The 14,513-nt window shown below is 70.7% G+C and carries 8 protein-coding genes; 2 read left to right on the forward strand and 6 right to left on the reverse strand.

All coding sequences use genetic code 11. The features are described from left to right. Positions 1-49: 49 nt before the first annotated feature. Positions 50-1,411, forward strand: coding sequence for a S9 family peptidase (locus HUA74_RS11870; protein ID WP_174454642.1), 1,362 nt, complete (start codon positions 50-52; stop codon positions 1,409-1,411). 23 nt (positions 1,412-1,434) lie between these two features. Here HUA74_RS11870 and HUA74_RS11875 read toward each other — a convergent pair whose 3' ends face one another. Further along, the gene (locus HUA74_RS11875) at positions 1,435-2,325 is read right to left on the reverse strand and encodes a DUF6463 family protein (protein ID WP_174454643.1); all 891 of its coding nucleotides are present in this window, start codon (positions 2,323-2,325) and stop codon (positions 1,435-1,437) included. Between the two features lie 117 nt (positions 2,326-2,442). Here HUA74_RS11875 and HUA74_RS11880 point away from each other — a divergent pair, with 117 nt between their 5' ends. Then, on the forward strand, positions 2,443-3,072 hold the full coding sequence (locus HUA74_RS11880) for a TetR/AcrR family transcriptional regulator (protein ID WP_141644442.1): 630 nt from the start codon (positions 2,443-2,445) through the stop codon (positions 3,070-3,072). Between the two features lie 31 nt (positions 3,073-3,103). Here HUA74_RS11880 and HUA74_RS11885 read toward each other — a convergent pair whose 3' ends face one another. The 5 genes from HUA74_RS11885 to HUA74_RS11905 form a co-directional block, all read right to left on the reverse strand. Next, positions 3,104-4,450, reverse strand: a complete 1,347-nt coding sequence (locus HUA74_RS11885; protein ID WP_174454644.1) for a sorbosone dehydrogenase family protein — start codon at positions 4,448-4,450, stop codon at positions 3,104-3,106. Positions 4,451-4,743: 293 nt separating this feature from the next. After that, on the reverse strand, positions 4,744-7,374 hold the full coding sequence (locus HUA74_RS11890; RefSeq protein WP_254625018.1) for a PQQ-dependent sugar dehydrogenase: 2,631 nt from the start codon (positions 7,372-7,374) through the stop codon (positions 4,744-4,746). A 137-nt stretch (positions 7,375-7,511) separates the two neighbouring features. Continuing rightward, entirely contained in the window at positions 7,512-8,582 is a 1,071-nt protein-coding gene (locus HUA74_RS11895; protein WP_174454646.1) for a YXWGXW repeat-containing protein, read from the reverse strand. Between the two features lie 181 nt (positions 8,583-8,763). Then, positions 8,764-12,543, reverse strand: coding sequence for a tetratricopeptide repeat protein (locus tag HUA74_RS11900; protein ID WP_174454647.1), 3,780 nt, complete (start codon positions 12,541-12,543; stop codon positions 8,764-8,766). Between the two features lie 85 nt (positions 12,544-12,628). Further along, entirely contained in the window at positions 12,629-14,482 is a 1,854-nt protein-coding gene (locus HUA74_RS11905) for a serine/threonine-protein kinase (RefSeq protein ID WP_174454648.1), read from the reverse strand. Positions 14,483-14,513: the final 31 nt, after the last annotated feature.

Below are 14,513 nucleotides of genomic sequence, written 5' to 3' on the forward strand. Positions count from 1 at the left end.
TCGCCGCGGACCCTTTTCAGAAAAGTCCGAGCGCGGTGTCTTGGAGGACATGCGCACGATACTGCTCGCACTGGCCCTCCTGGGATGCTCCGCCTCCGCCTCGGACGTCGAGGGCGTGTCTCCCGACACCACCGAGCTCGCGAATCCCGCCTTGTCGGTGACGGTGCTGGGGTCCGGGCAGGCGGAGGCTGGAGGTCAGCTCTGGCAGTACCATTTGCTGCGGCTCCAGGAGGCCGGCAAGGCGCCCACCTATGCCCAGTGGTTCCCGCCCCGGAACCCGGGCTTGTGGCCCACGATGATGCTCACCCGTCCCTATGACGGAATCACGTGGACGGGCGAGGTGGTGGACCAGAAGTGGGCCCTGCGAGGGCCGGGCATCCATCCAGACGACAGTGAGCCCCACCACCACGCGGGCTCGTCCGCCATCGCCTTCTCCATCAGCCCGCCCGAGTTCATCGCCGCGGAGTCGTTCTTCTATCTGTTCCACGACTTCGGCGTGCTCAACGTCTTCGGTCGCTTCTATGCGGGCGGCGACATCCAGAACGACCGGGACGACATGCACGCGGGCATGCGCTTTCTCGCGCAGGCCCCCGGCGTGGACCGCTCGCGCATCGGTGTCCATGGCGGCTCATGGGGCGGCTTCGAGGCGCTCTACGCCGCGGCGGATGCTCCGGTGGAGGCGCGGCCCAAGGTGGGCGTGGCGCTCTTCCCGCTGTCCGACTTCGCGCGCCAGTACGAATACCTCACGTCCGTCATCCCCGCGCGGGTGTCGGACCCGGTGGTGCGCAACCAGTACGCCACCTTCTTCGAGCCCTACCTGCGCCGCATCAACGCCACCACGGGAGGTGCTCCATGCACGGCGGGGGCGGACTACAGCCGGTGGACGCGCGAGCACCTGGCACCGAAGCTCTCCACGCCGTTCCTCGTCATCCACGAGGACTGGGACACGCTCGTGCCAGTGGAGCAGACGCAGACGCTGGCATCCCTCGTCGGCCCCAGCCTGACGGCGCTGTACCTCTTGCACCTGGACGCGCCGGACTGGAACACGCGAGGGCTGGACCACGGCCTGCTGGTGGGCCAGTACGGCCACGCGGTCAACACCGTGACGCTGGGGCACCTGCTGACGAATCTGGGGGGCCCGTCACAGGTGCTCTTCGTCCCCTTCGTGCAGGACACGCTGGTGGCCTGGCTGTGGGAGGTGCGCGTCCTCCAGTATTACGGCCGGGACATGTCCGCGGTGGCCCCCCGCCTGCGCGAACTGGCGGACCCGCGCGTGGCGCTCTTCGAGCTGACCACGGGTGGGGTCGTGCTCGGCGCGGAGTGGGTGGCCCTGGCGGTGAACGCCCTATGGGGAACGCAGTACACGGCCGCCAACATCCGCGAGGCGCTGTCCGCCGGACTGCCTCCCTGAGAGGACGGCACGAACTCCCGCTGCTACCGATGCGCCGTTGGAGCGCCTGACGTGGCCACGGAGCCGAGTGTTCCGGCCGCCGCTCGCGCCATGGCGCCGACGACCAGGTGATGGAAGGGCCGGATGACGTTGAAGTACACCGGCCCCGCCCAGTTCCGGTAGCGCACCACCGTCACGACGTGGAAGCGGCGCGGGAGGGTGGGGCCGGGCTCCACGCAGACGGCGAGGACCGCATCCAGGTGCGAGTCCTCCGCGCCCACCACCCAGGCGCGCTCCTCCTCCGCGTGGCGCACGGTGAAGAAGGAGGCCGTGGCGCCCCGGCTCATGGGCACGTCCTCCGCGCGCAGACGCCGGGGCTGAGGCACGCCGACCTGTCGCAGACCGAGCAGGCGGACGAAGACTCCGCGCACCGTGAACAGCGCGGTCACCCATGCGGGCTGATACGACATCAGCCGGGCGACGAACTCGCGCAGGGAGAGCTCCGACTCCACCGTCTTCACGTCCACGTGGTGGGCGCCCTCCAGGAACTCGGGCGGCACACCGGGCAGCGCCTTCACGAAGCGGTGCGCCCGCCGGAGCGCGAGCAGGCCCAGCGGCAGCAACACCCAGCCCCCTGTCACCGGCATGGGCACCACCAAGAACACGCCAAGGCCCAGCAGTCCCCAGCCGAAGCTCGCCGGGGGTGGGCGGCCCGTCTCGCGTTCCACCCAGCGCGCCAGGGCACCCAGCAGCATCATTCCCCAGCCAGCGACGAGGAACCAGAAGGCCGCCGCACGGGCGCCCATGTCCTCCGGCACGCTGGCGAGGACTCCCGCGCTCGCCATCTCCCACAAGGGCCCCCGGTAGAGCACCAGCCCCACGACCTGGTGCAGCCCTCCGACGACCATCAGCAGCGTCCCCGTTGTCACTCGCATGCGCGGCCTCCCCTCTGACATACGGCTCCGCATGTCCATACGGTACCGTATGGAGGAGACGTAACAAGGAGAGGGTCCTGGACGCCAGCGGCGCGGTCCGCCAGACTTCGAGGGGCGATGAGCCGCGCTTCTTCCCGCCCGCCGAGTCCTTCCACCTTTCGGACCTTCGAGGAGATTCGCGCCCGGCGCCGGGGCCCTGGGCTGACGGCCGAGGACTGGGCGGACGCGGCGCTGTGGAGCCTCGTCGATGGCGTGGATGCGCTGTCGGTGGAGCGCCTGGCCGGGAAGCTGGGGGTGACGAAGGGCAGCTTCTACTGGCACTTCAAGGGACGCCCGGCATTGGTGCGGGCCGCGCTCGAGCGGTGGGAGCAACTGGCCACCCAGGATGTCATCACCCGCCTGGACGCCCTGCCGACGCCCGAGGCGCGGCTGCGTCAGTTGCTCGTGGTGACGTTCGAGCCCGAGCCCGCGGGCAGAATCGAGGTGGCCATCGCCGCCGCCGCCGCGAATCCACTCATCCAGCCGGTGCTCGCGCGCGTGTCCCGACGGCGCATCGACTATCTGGTGTCTTTGTACCGGGCCATGGGCATGCCACTTCGGGACGCTCGCGCGTGGGCGCTCCAGGCGTATTCCACCTACGTGGGCCTGCTTCACCTGTCCATCGCCAGCCCGGACACGCTGCGCTCCGCGCGGGAGCGCTCCGACTACGTCAAGCACCTCGCCCGGGCGCTGATGCCCTCCACGTGAGGCCTGGCAGGTGGAGGGGCGCTGGCGGTGACTACGGCGACGGCGGTTGATGGACGGTGCCGATGTAGTTGATACGGCGGACCTCTCCGCCGTCCTCGTACGTCGTGTAGTAGAGCGACGTCCCGGTGCTGGAGGGGCCGAAGCGCAGCGATACCGCGGAGCCGCTGCCCAGGCCGGTGGCGAACGCGCTCACCGTCACGGCGCCTCCAGGGACTTGGGTCAGCTTGAACACCTTGCCGCAGACGAAGTCGCTGAAGAAGTACGCGTCGTCATCGTTGGACGCCCACGCTCCCTGCGGCACGAAGGCGCCCCCGGTGATGGAGTTGCAGCCCTGGAAGGGGGAGCCGCCGGGGTTGGCGCCATGCTTGTAGTCGAACAGCGGATTGGTCATCCCGGCGGGAGGTGCTCCGCAGTTCGTGGCGGAAGCGGTGACACAGTGTCCCTCCCGCGTGTTCCAGCCGTAGTCCGCTCCCTCGATGCCTTCGTCTATCTCCTCCCAGACGCTCTGGCCCACGTCGTTGATGAAGAAGCTGCTCGTGCCGGGACGGAACGCGATGCGGAACGGGTTGCGCAGGCCCGTGGCGTAGATTTCCTGACAGGGGCCGGTGCCTGGCGGAACGCCCGCGGGGTTGCCGCAGCGTCGGGCTCCTGGCGCGTCGAACCAGGGGTTGTTCGGGGCCATGTTGCCGTCCTTGCGGACGCGCAGAATCTTCCCGAGCAGGACGTCCAGCCGGCGCGCCGTGTTGTTCAGTCCGCCGCAGCGGCTCGGGTCCCCGAGCTGGCAGCCACCGTCACCCACGCTGATGTAGAGCCGCCCGTCCGAGCCGAAGGCCAGGTCCCCTCCGTTGTGGTTGCCCGCGGTGGAGGGGATGTTGTCCAGCAGCACCACCTCGCTGGCGGGATTGATGGTGTTTCCGTCCGACAGCGTGAAGCGCGAGACGCGGTTCACCGGCACGTTGGGGATGTTCGTCCCGCAGGTGTTGAACTTGTTGAACGTGTAATAGAGGAAGATGTGGGCCGTGTTGATGAAGTTCGGGTCCACCGCGATGCCCAGGAGGCCTCGCTCCGAATCGCTGCACAGCCTGGCGGAGAGGTTCAGTGCCGGCGTCGGCAAGAGCACGCCCCCGGTGAACACTCGCAACTGTCCCCCTTGTGTGGTGATGAGCAGCCGCCCATCCGGCGTGAAGGCGAGCGCGGTGGGCTCCGGGATGTTCGTCACCAGTGCGTCGGTATACGACGGCGGCAGGGTGACGGCGGCGCGCGTGGCACTGACTTCGTCAGGGGCTTCGGCCATGTCGGACGAGGGTTCGGGCGCGCAAGCCACGGACAAGAGGAGCAGGGGCAGTACCCGCGCGAAACGACAGGGCCAGGGGGGCATGGGAGACTCCGAAAGAGGGGCGTGAGGCGCATGGCCCTTGGCGCCGGCGCCGACTTTTCGCGAGCTGGAACGCGGCTCCTTGTCGGTGGGTGAACGGGGATGCCTGGGGCCTCCACCGGGGCTGTCCGCCGGCGCTCAGTGGTGGTGGTCGCCGGGGCGTCGTTCCTGTCCTGCGCGCCGCCGCCGGCGGGCGTCGTGTCCTGTGCACGAAGGCGGTGGCGGGGTACGCCTCGCCCGGGCGCGACTGACTGCGTACGGGAGGCAGCGCTGTCCCGGGCGAGGTGTGTCCTGGACTACTGCTGCTCCACGTCCACGAAGTTGACCTTGTTGTTGGCTGCGCCGCTGCCGTTGGTGAGCGTCAGCCTGCCGTCGGAGACGTTGACGGTGGTCGTCGTGGTGAAGAAGTGCGTGGTGGCGTTGGGCGTTCCGGACAGCGCGGGCTGTCCTTCCAGCGCGAGCGAGAAGACGCTGTCGACGTGGTCCGGGTCTCCAGCGGCAATCGTCACGCGGTACTGGCCGGAGGGCACGGCGAGTTCCCACACCGCGTTCGGGTTCTCCGTCTTCTGCAGGTGCGTGAAGGTGTCGTAGCGCGCGTCCGGCGAGGCCGCGCTGCCCCTCGCGCGGGTCTGCGTGGAGTTGTCCGTGGTCCACCCGTAGGACAGCCCGTTGCCCCGGTCACCGAACGTCAGTCCGGTGTCCGCGACGTAGCCGGAGGGTACGGTCGAGGTGGCGGGCAGGAAGTCCACCCGGGCCGCGAAGCCGTTCTGATAGGTGGCGGAGAGGCTGGAGTTGGACGCGGGCGTCAGGTAGCCGTGCGCCAGCGCGCCGCCGTCGGACCAGGAGGCCCAGACCTTCCACACCCCGCTGGAGTCGGTCTGTGAGGGTGCCGCCACGTTGAGCGTGTAGCGCTCCCAGGACTTGATGACGGTGGGCGTGGTGAAGGAGGTGCCATTGACCTCCAGCGTCAGCCCCGAGGGCACCGAGTCCAGCGCCACGTCGACGATGTGGGGCAGCAGGTTGCGCGTCACCGTGGTGGTGCGGCCCTGGGAGTCGGTGGCGGTGAGCTGCACTTCCACGAAGTTCGTCAGCACCGCGGGCAGGTCTTCCGGCTGGGGCGCGGTGAGGGGAATGTTGTTGCCGTTCGTCGCCGCGAGCAGCGGGTGCGTGTGCTCGTTGTGGTGCAAGAGCGCGCGCCAGGTGAGCTGCGTTGCCGGCAGGGTGCCATCCTCCGCGTCGGTGGCGCTGCCCGTCAGCACCAGCGGCTGGCCCGCGTAGAAGCGCAGGCTCTCCAGGGGACCGGTGATGACGGGCACGGGCGCGGTGTTGCCCGCGTCGATGCGGAGCGTGGCCGCCTGCGCGGACGTGGCGCCGCGCGCGTCGCGCACCGAGAGGGAGGCCGTGAAGGCGCCGCTCGCGGTGTAGACGTGGCTGGTGGTGGCGGCGGTCGTCTCCACTCCGGCGCTGCCGTCCCCGAAGTTCCAGACGTACGTCAGCGCATCCCCGTCCGGGTCGCTGCTGGCGCCGCCGTTGAAATTGACCGTCAAGGGCGTGGCGCCCGCGGTGGGGCTCGCGGACAGCGCGGCCGTGGGTGCCCGGTTGCGCGTGCCGGTGAAGTCGATGCGGCGGACCTCTCCACCGCCCGCGTACGTCGTGTAGTAGAGCGACTGGCCCGTACCGGCGGGGCCGAAGCGCAGCGTCACCGCGGAGCTGCCCCCCAGGCCGGTGGCGAACGCGTCCACCGTCACGGCGCCCCCCGAGCCTCGCGTCAGCTTGAACACCTTGCCGCAGACGTAGTCGCTGAAGAAGTACGCGTTGTCATCCGAGGAGGCCCAGGCCCCGGGAGGCGCGAAGGTGCCACCGGTGATGGAGTTGCAACCCTGGAAGGGCGAGCCCGTGGGGTTGGTGCCGTGCTTGTAGTCGAACAGCGGATTGGTCATCCCGGCGGGAGGCGCCCCACAACTGGTGGTGGAGTTGTTGGCGCAGTGGCCCTCGCGCGTGTTCCAGCCGTAGTCCGCGCCCTTGATGCCCTCGTCGATTTCCTCCCAGACGCCCTGGCCCACGTCGTTGATGAAGAAGGTGCTGGTGCCCGGCTGGAAGGCGAAGCGGAACGGGTTGCGCAAGCCCGTGGCGTAGTTCTCCTGGCACGGCCCGGTGCCTGTCGGCACGCCCGTGGGGTTGCCGCAGCGACGGCTGCCGGAGGCCGCGTACCAGGGGTTGTCCGTGGGGATGGTGCCGTCCTTGCGGATGCGCAGCATCTTCCCCAGCAGGACGTCCAGGCGGCGCGCGGTGGTGTTCTGGCCCGCGCAGCGGCTGGGGTCTCCGAGCTGGCAGCCACCGTCACCCACGCTGACGTAGAGCAATCCGTCCGCGCCGAAGTGCAAATCACCTCCGTTGTGGTTGCCCGCCGTGGAGGGGATGTTGTCCAGCACCACCAACTCGCTGGCCGGGTTCACCACGTTCCCCGTCGACAGCGTGAAGCGCGAGACGCGGTTCACCGCGACGTTGGTGATGTTCGTGGTGCAGGTGTTGAACTTGTTGAACGTGTAATAGAGATACAGATGGCCGGTGCTGCTGAAGTCCGGATCCACCGCGATGCCCAGGAGCCCGCGCTCCGAGTTGGTGCACAGCCTGGCGGCGAGGTTCAGCGCCGGGGTCGCCACCAGGACGCCGCCCGCGAAGACGCGCAGCTGTCCTCCCTGGGTGGTGATGAGCAGCCGCCCATCCGGAGTGAAGGCCAGCGCGGTGGGCTGGGAGACAGCCGTCACCAGCGCATCGGCATACGACGGCGGCAGGGTGATGGCGGCGCTCGTGGTGCCGACCTCGCTCGGGGCTTCCGCCGCTTCGAGCGAGGGCTCGGGCTCACACGCCACGGCCAGCAAACACAGGGGTACCAACCACGCGAAACCACGAATCCAGGATGTCATGGAGCACTCCAGGGGGAGGGTCATGAAGCACCTTGGATTTGCTGTTTAATCTTGATTTTCGCGAGTCTGAACGAGGCTCCTGTCAGCCAGTGAACGGCGGAGGCCGGGGTGCCTCCGCCTTGGGTGCCGGGCGATGTTCAGTGGCGGTCACCACGTCCCCGGCCGCGACCATGGCCATGGGAGCCACCGCCGACGGGCGTCGCGTCATGGGTGCGCGAGCGCTGGCTGGGCGCGCGCCAGCGGTCCTGGCGTCGCGACGGCTGCTGACCCTTCCAGCGGTCATCGCGGTGCGAGCGGTCATTGCCACGGTTGCGCCAGGAGTCATCGCGGTCGTGGTGGCGGGGGCCGCCGCGGTCCCTCCAGTAGCTGTGGTAGGTCGGCGAGCGCCAGACGCGGTCATTCCGGTAGTAGTGGCCGGAGGTCCGCCACGGGCGGTGGTAGTAGTAGCGGACGGCCGGCGCGCGGTACCACGTGTGGGCGAAGTAGTTGGGGTGGCCCCAGCCCACGGTGACGCGCGCGTGGCGGAAGACGGGGATGGTGACATTCACGGAGCCGCGAGGCGCCCAGCCTCCGCCGAGGAAGTGCCACGCCAGTCCGCGCTGCACCCAGCGGGGCGAGACGAAGACCAGGTCGGCTCGCGGCGGCGCGGCCCACGTGCCGTCCACCCAGTCCCAGTTGTTGCCGGACCAGTACCAATAGCCGGGCTCCCACACGAGGTTCGCGGAGGGCGCCGCCGGGCGCATCTCCTGGCGAGGCGCGGGAGGCGCCTGCTGGGTGGAGAGCGTCTCCGCGGAGACGGCGATGGGAATCTCCACCTCCGTCGTGCCCTGGCGCGCCCAGCCGCCGGAGACCCAGTACCAGGAGCCCCGGTCCTCTTCCCAGTAGCCGTTGACGAACTGGTAGCCCGCCATGGGGGCCACCCAGGTGCCGGGGTTGAAGCGCCACTCGCCGCCGTCCCAGTACCAGTGACCGGAGGCCCACACGGCGCCGGCGTAGGGCCGCCGCGACGGCCGCTCCGTGGGCAGCGACGGAGGAGGCTGGGGGGCCATGGGCGCCATCTCCTCGTCGGAGTCCTCGTCGTAGTCGCCGTCGGCGTACTCGCGGCCGTCGTCGGCATAACCCGTGTCCGAGGGCACCGGGGCTGTCTGCGCCTGCACCACCGGGGCCGACAGCAGGGCCACCATCCAGAGCCAGCTTCGAGGACTCATGACGTCGTCTCCGTGTTGAGAATGCCATCCCCCTCGCGAGGGACTTCGATGGGCCTTCAGACGCGAGCGGGCCCCCCGTATTCAACCCGGGAGGCCCGCCGAAGTCGCCTGAAAGGGTGGGACGCCGGGTGGCCAGGCGGGCGACGGAGCGTCCGCTTCCCGCTGGCCAGCTCGGCCTGGACTACGGCTTCACGAGGAACATCTCGCGCGTCTGGATGAGGTCCACGTCGCCGGTGAAGCCGGAGAACTGCTCGTACTGGCGCGGGGCGACGCGTGCGCGGGGCAGCCGCAGCGACTCCGTGATTGTGAGCGTCGAGCCCTCCTGCTTCTCCGTGCGGGTGAAGCGGCCGAACGGGTTCTTCACGTCGAGCGCCGGCTGCGGGTCCGGCAGCTTCCAGCCGGAGGGCAGGGCCACCGTCACCTGCGTGCTGCTGGCCTCCGTGTTGTCGATGTACAGCGGCGTGCGGCGCGAGCTGAGCTGCACGTAGCGCCGGCCGAGCTGCGCGGGGAAGGTGAGGGGCCCCAGCGCCATGCGCTTGTCGCCCTCCAGTCGACCGAAGCGCGGCACGGTGAACTCGTAGCGCAGCACGAAGGGCGCGCCCACCACGTCCTCGTGGTCCAGCTTCACGCTCGACAGCGCCGCGCCTCCGAAGTACCGCGCCACCGCGCCCTGGAGCGCCTGGTTGCGGCTCTCCGCGGACAGCTGGTTGAAGGCCTCGGCCAGCTGCGCCGCCTCGAACCCCAGGTACGTCTCCTCGCCCTTGCCGCTGAGCTTGCCTTCCGCGTCGAGCGACAGCGTCAGCCGCACCTGCTTGCCCGCGGACTCCTTCATCGCGGGCGTCTTCACCACCTCCAGCTTCCGGCCCGGCTCCGGCACCAGGTACGCGTCACGCCCGCCCATGGCGAACTCCGGCAGCTCGCCGAAGGGGCCAAAGCGCACCGACGTATCCACCCACACCGGCTCGCTGCCCGGCACCTCCACGCGCAGCGCCGCGTAGGGCAGCAGGCTGTCGTTGGGGAAGAGGTAGTCGTTGGGGTCCACGTTGAACGTGCGCACCGCCGCCACGCGCGAGGGGATGCCCAGCTCCTCCAGGCCCGCCTTCAGCACCGCCAGCCGGCTGCCCCGGTCCTGCGCCACCGTGGACGCCGCGGACTGGCCCAGCCCGTTGTCCCGTCCGGAGAAGCGCTGCATCACCGCCGCATGCAGCGCCTTCACCGCGTCCAGGCCCTGCTTGCCCTGGGTGGCCTTGCGCGTGAAGTCCACGACTTCCGCCGTGCGCAGCCAGCGGTCCTGGAAGGCGTCGCCGTAGACGCGAATCAGGCCCTCGTTGCCCGTGGCGCCCGCGCCCACCATGACGAAGGGCAGGTACTCGTTGCCGGAGGGAGGGGCGTCCGGCTCGGGGATGAACGGCGGCACGCGGCGCGCCTCGTAGTGGAAGACCTCCTCGTCGCCCTTCACCGTCGGCGGGGGCGCCTTCATCCCGTGCGCGTCCACCTTCATGCCCGAGCCCTTGGGCGCCACCACCGTGTACGTGGTCCACGCGTTGGGCTGGTTGGCGATTTGGAAGTAGAACGCGGACGCCGTGAAGCCCGGCTGCGCGGGGCCGCGAGGGCTCTCCGCGAGCAGGTACTCCACTTCCACGCTGTCGCCCACCTGCACGCCGGGCAGGCTCACCGTGTCCTTGCCCTCGATGTTCTCCGGCTCCAGCACGCGCCCGTCCGCCTTCAGCGTGCGCAGCGCCAGCACCTGCGCGCCGCGCGGCACGTTCACCTCCGCGATTTCCTGCACGCCCGACTGCTCCAGCGCCTTCTGGATGGTGTGGATGCGGTTGACGATGCTGCCGTCGGGGTACACGCGCACCGCCGCCGCATCCAGCACGAACACGGCCGCGCCGCCGGTGACGGGCTCCGCGTCGTAGGCGCGCATCGCCTCACGTCCCTCGATGGCGTGCTCCTGCAAGAGCTCCTTGCCCGTCTTCGCGCGCTCCACCGCGCGCCGCAGCGACAGGTCCTCGCCCTCCAGCGCCAGCGCCTTCTCCCTCAGCGCGAGCGCCTCCGCGCTCTGTCCCGCGTACTCGCGCACGTCCGCCATGCGCTTGAGCAGCTCCGCGTTGCGCGGCCACGTCACCGTCAGGGCCTGGAGCACCGCCAGCGCGTCGTCGTGGCGGCGCAGCCCCACGTAGAGGGTGGCCAGCGACGTGCCCGCGCTCACGCTGGTGGGGTCTCGCGCCAGCATCTCCGCGAAGGCGCGCGCGGCCGTCTCCAAATCGCCGCGCGTGCGCGCGTGGTCGGCCCGCCGCGCCTGGACGCCAGGGCAGTTCTGCTGCGCCTCCACGAGCGCGTCCGAGCGCTCCACCGCGTCGCGCCGCCGCGCCAGGTTGTACTGGAGCCCCAGCGCCTCACACAGGTTGGGCTGAATCTGCAGCGCCGCCGCCAGCGACTCCTCCGCCAGCGCGTCCACGTCCAGCGTCAGCGCCGCGCGCGCCCGCATCAGGAACAGCGGGAAGCCCGGGGGCTGCACGGCCTCGCTCGCCGTCTTCAGCGTCTCCAGCGCGGAGGCGGGCTGGCCGTCGTCCATGAAGAGGTCCGCGCGCAGGAGCAGCGCGCCCACGTTGCCCGGGTCCTTGGGCAGGAGCGCTTCCAAGTCCCGCGTGGCCCGACCGCGCGCCACCTTGGCGGGCACCGTGCGGTCCGCGGCCGCCAGCTCCGCGCGCAGCGACAGCAGCGCGGGCGTCGTGGCCTCCACGTCCGCCATCAACCGGCGCGCCCCGTCCGCGTCGCGCGACAGTCCGTCGCGGGCCGCGAGCACGGTGGACAGCAGGTCTCCGGCCTCACCGGACAGCGCGTCCTTCAGGCTCTGCGTCGTGGGGTACACGCCCACGGCCTCGGACGTCTTCGGCGCGCTGCCCCAGGACGCGGGGGCCGCGCCCGTGGCGGCGGTGAAGCGCACGTTGGAGGGCCGGCCGTCGGCGCGCATCAGCGAGAAGGACAACACGCCGGAGGTCGCGCCCTTGAGCTGGCGGACGATGAAGCGGTGCTTGCCCGCGGGCAGCGTCACGGCGCGGGTGGTGACGGTGCTGGTGGCCCGCTCCCAGCCCCGGCGCTCCATGAGCGGCGCGCCGTCCACGAGGAGCTGGTGGGTCGCGGCGCTCACCGAGCGCGCCACGTAGGTGGCCGCCTCCGGCACCTCCGCGTCGAAGGCCATGAGGTAGACGTCGCCCTCGCCAGGCTCGCCCGCCAGGTCCAGCCGTCCGTCCGGCGCGAGCAGCTTGCGCGGCGTCACCGTCCCGAAGGCGCCGGTGAAGGGGCCCGCGAGCGAGCCGTCCTGCTTCGTGGGGAACGGCTCATCCCAGGACAGGACGTGGAAGGCGGAGAAGGGGCCCACGAGCGTCGCCTCGGACACGCCGCCCAGCTCCCGCAGCACCGCGTCGCGCGCCTTCGTGTCCCCGCGCGCCACGGCGACGGACAGCCGCGCGCCGCGCAGCAGGTAGGCCGTCTCTCCAGTGGCGCCCGCGCCGAGCGCCTGCTGCGCGGCCTTGAGGATGGCGTCATCCAGCGGCGGCGCGGTGCCCACGGTGTCCAGCACGTAGCGCGCGGCGATGAGGGCCAGCGGGTGGGTGGGTGCGCGCGTCACCAGCTCCAGCGCGGCGGTGAGGGCCCGGTCCGGCCGTCCCGCGCGCCGCGCGAGCAGGTGCTGACCGATGAGCGCGTACGGGTCCCCCGGGTCCTTGGCGATGGCCGCGTCGAAGCGCTGCTGCGCCTGGACGGAGTCGCCCGCGAGCAGGTGCGCGTGGAAGCCGGCGAACGCGAGCGTGCGCGCCTCGTCCGAACCGGACTGGGCTTTCTCCGCGGCGGACTCCAGCACGCGCGGCGCGATGCTGGCGGAGGAGGGGGAGTGGGAGCAGCCCGAGAGGCCGGCGACGAGAGCGAACGCGGTCAGGCCGCGGCGGAAGGTGCGCATAGGAGGGTCGAGGGATAATGCAATCCCCCGTCACTGGCCATATTCCCCTGCGAGTCTCTGTCCGCTTCGAGTGCTCGGAAGGGGGCTAGCGGCGCTTGCCGTTCTTCGGCGCGGGCTTGGCGGGCTGCTTCTTGGGGGGAGGGGGCGGCGCCTTCTTGGGCACCACCGCCTTGGCGGGCACCGCGACGGCCACCGTCTTCACCGGCGGGGGCAGCGGGGTGGGCACCGGGGCCGTGGTCCCCCCGGGCGGGGACTGCTTCAGCACGTAGGTGATGCCGGCGACGCGGCAGGTGGCCTCCATGCAGCCGAAGCCGGGGAAGGGCGCGTCGCCGAACTGGTCCATCCAGCCGATGCCGAGCACCAGCGGCTCGAAGATGGCCCGACGGTCCTTGCCGGTGCCCATGAAGGCCTCCAGCCGGCCCTCGGCGTCCACAGCCAGCTCCAGCGACACCGGGCCGCTTCGGGGCGACTCCATGCCCAGCATCGCGCCCCGGCGCTCACCCAGCGCCCACTCCAGGCGCAAGGGCTCGCCCACTCCGTTGTGCACCAGCGCCACGTAGCGGCCGGTGCTTCCCGTCAGCAGCATGGCCACGGTGGGGGGCGCAGAAGGCTGGTACAGGCTGAACATGTCCCGCAGGCGGCGCTCCCAGGTGGGCGGCGGCGCTTCGGTGAGCAACTGGCCCGTCAGGCTGAGGATGTCTCCCTCCCGTCGCGTGACGTCCACGCGCACCCGCCCCACGCCCGTCGTGTCGTCCTGCCAGGGGAACACGAGCGTCTTGTCCTCGAGGTTCACCGGCCTGCCGGCGACCACGAGGCTCTGCTCGGCGAGGCCCTCGCCCAACGTCACCTTGCGGCGCTCGGGACCTGCTTCCTCCCGCCCGGGCACGGGCTGGATTCGCGGCTCGCCCAGGTACGCCATGATGGTGGCGCCCGGTGAGGTGGGAACGCGCCGCTCGCCGCTCAGGTAGAACGCGGTGCCCAGCACGAAGCTCGCCGCCAGCACCATCAGCACGGCGACCGTCTGCATCACGACGCGCACGACCTTGCGCACGCCCGCCTTGACGCGCTGCACGCGCGTGAGCTTCACCGGCAGCATCGACGGCAGGCTGCCAGGGACGAGCAGCTCCAGGTCCGCGATGAGCGCCGCGACCGACGGGTAGCGGTCCTCCGGGTCCGGCTTGAGGCACTTGGTGACGATGCTGTCGACGCGCGGGTCCAGCCCCGGCTTGCGCTGGGACGGCGGGTCGAACGTGCCCAGCGGCACCTCGCCGGTCAGCCACTCGTAGAGGATGACGCCCAGCGAGAAGATGTCCGCGCGCGCGTCCGCGTTCTTCGCGTCCACCCGCTGCTCCGGCGCCATATACGACAGCGTGCCCATGGACACGTGCGTGGACGTCAGCGCGTAGCGCGAGGAGGGACTCGCGTCGTCCAGGAACGAGGCGAGCCCGAAGTCGGACACCTTGGCGATGCCACCCGCCTGCTGGTCCAGCAGGATGTTCTCCGGCTTCAGGTCGCGGTGGATGACGCCTCGGCCGTGCGCGTACTCAATCGCCCGGCAGATTTCGAGCATCCGCCGCAGCGCGCCGAAGATGTCGAGCTGGGGGGCGCGGATCAACTCGCGCAGCGACGGCCCGTCCACGAACTCCATCACCAGGTAGTAGGTGACGTCCGTCTTCCCCTTGTCGACGATGGAGACGACGTTGGGGTGGCTCAGCGCGGCGAGGGCCGCGGCTTCCTTCTGGAAGCGCGCGATGAAGGACGGGTCCTTGGCCAGCTCCGCGTTGAGCAGCTTCACCGCCACCGTGCGGCCCAGCGACAACTGGGTGGCCTTGTGGACCTCTCCCATGCCTCCGGTACCCACGAGTTTTTCGAGGCGGTAACCGCTGATGAGATCCGGGGAACGGGTCCGGCTTATCGCCGTCGGGTCAATGGAGGACATGGCGGTAGGGCAGGGGGGCCGCCAGGGTAAC

It is taken from the genome of Myxococcus sp. CA051A, assembly GCF_013336705.1.
Classification (GTDB): Bacteria; Myxococcota; Myxococcia; order Myxococcales; family Myxococcaceae; genus Myxococcus; species Myxococcus llanfairpwllgwyngyllgogerychwyrndrobwllllantysiliogogogochensis.

Coding starts and splice junctions, on each gene's coding strand:
- HUA74_RS11870 (WP_174454642.1), top strand. CDS start 50: ATGCGCACGATACTGCTCGCACTGGCCCTCCTGGGATGCTCCGCCTCC.
- HUA74_RS11875 (WP_174454643.1), bottom strand. CDS start 2,325: ATGCGAGTGACAACGGGGACGCTGCTGATGGTCGTCGGAGGGCTGCAC.
- HUA74_RS11880 (WP_141644442.1), top strand. CDS start 2,443: ATGAGCCGCGCTTCTTCCCGCCCGCCGAGTCCTTCCACCTTTCGGACC.
- HUA74_RS11885 (WP_174454644.1), bottom strand. CDS start 4,450: ATGCCCCCCTGGCCCTGTCGTTTCGCGCGGGTACTGCCCCTGCTCCTC.
- HUA74_RS11890 (WP_254625018.1), bottom strand. CDS start 7,374: ATGACATCCTGGATTCGTGGTTTCGCGTGGTTGGTACCCCTGTGTTTG.
- HUA74_RS11895 (WP_174454646.1), bottom strand. CDS start 8,582: ATGAGTCCTCGAAGCTGGCTCTGGATGGTGGCCCTGCTGTCGGCCCCG.
- HUA74_RS11900 (WP_174454647.1), bottom strand. CDS start 12,543: ATGCGCACCTTCCGCCGCGGCCTGACCGCGTTCGCTCTCGTCGCCGGC.
- HUA74_RS11905 (WP_174454648.1), bottom strand. CDS start 14,482: ATGTCCTCCATTGACCCGACGGCGATAAGCCGGACCCGTTCCCCGGAT.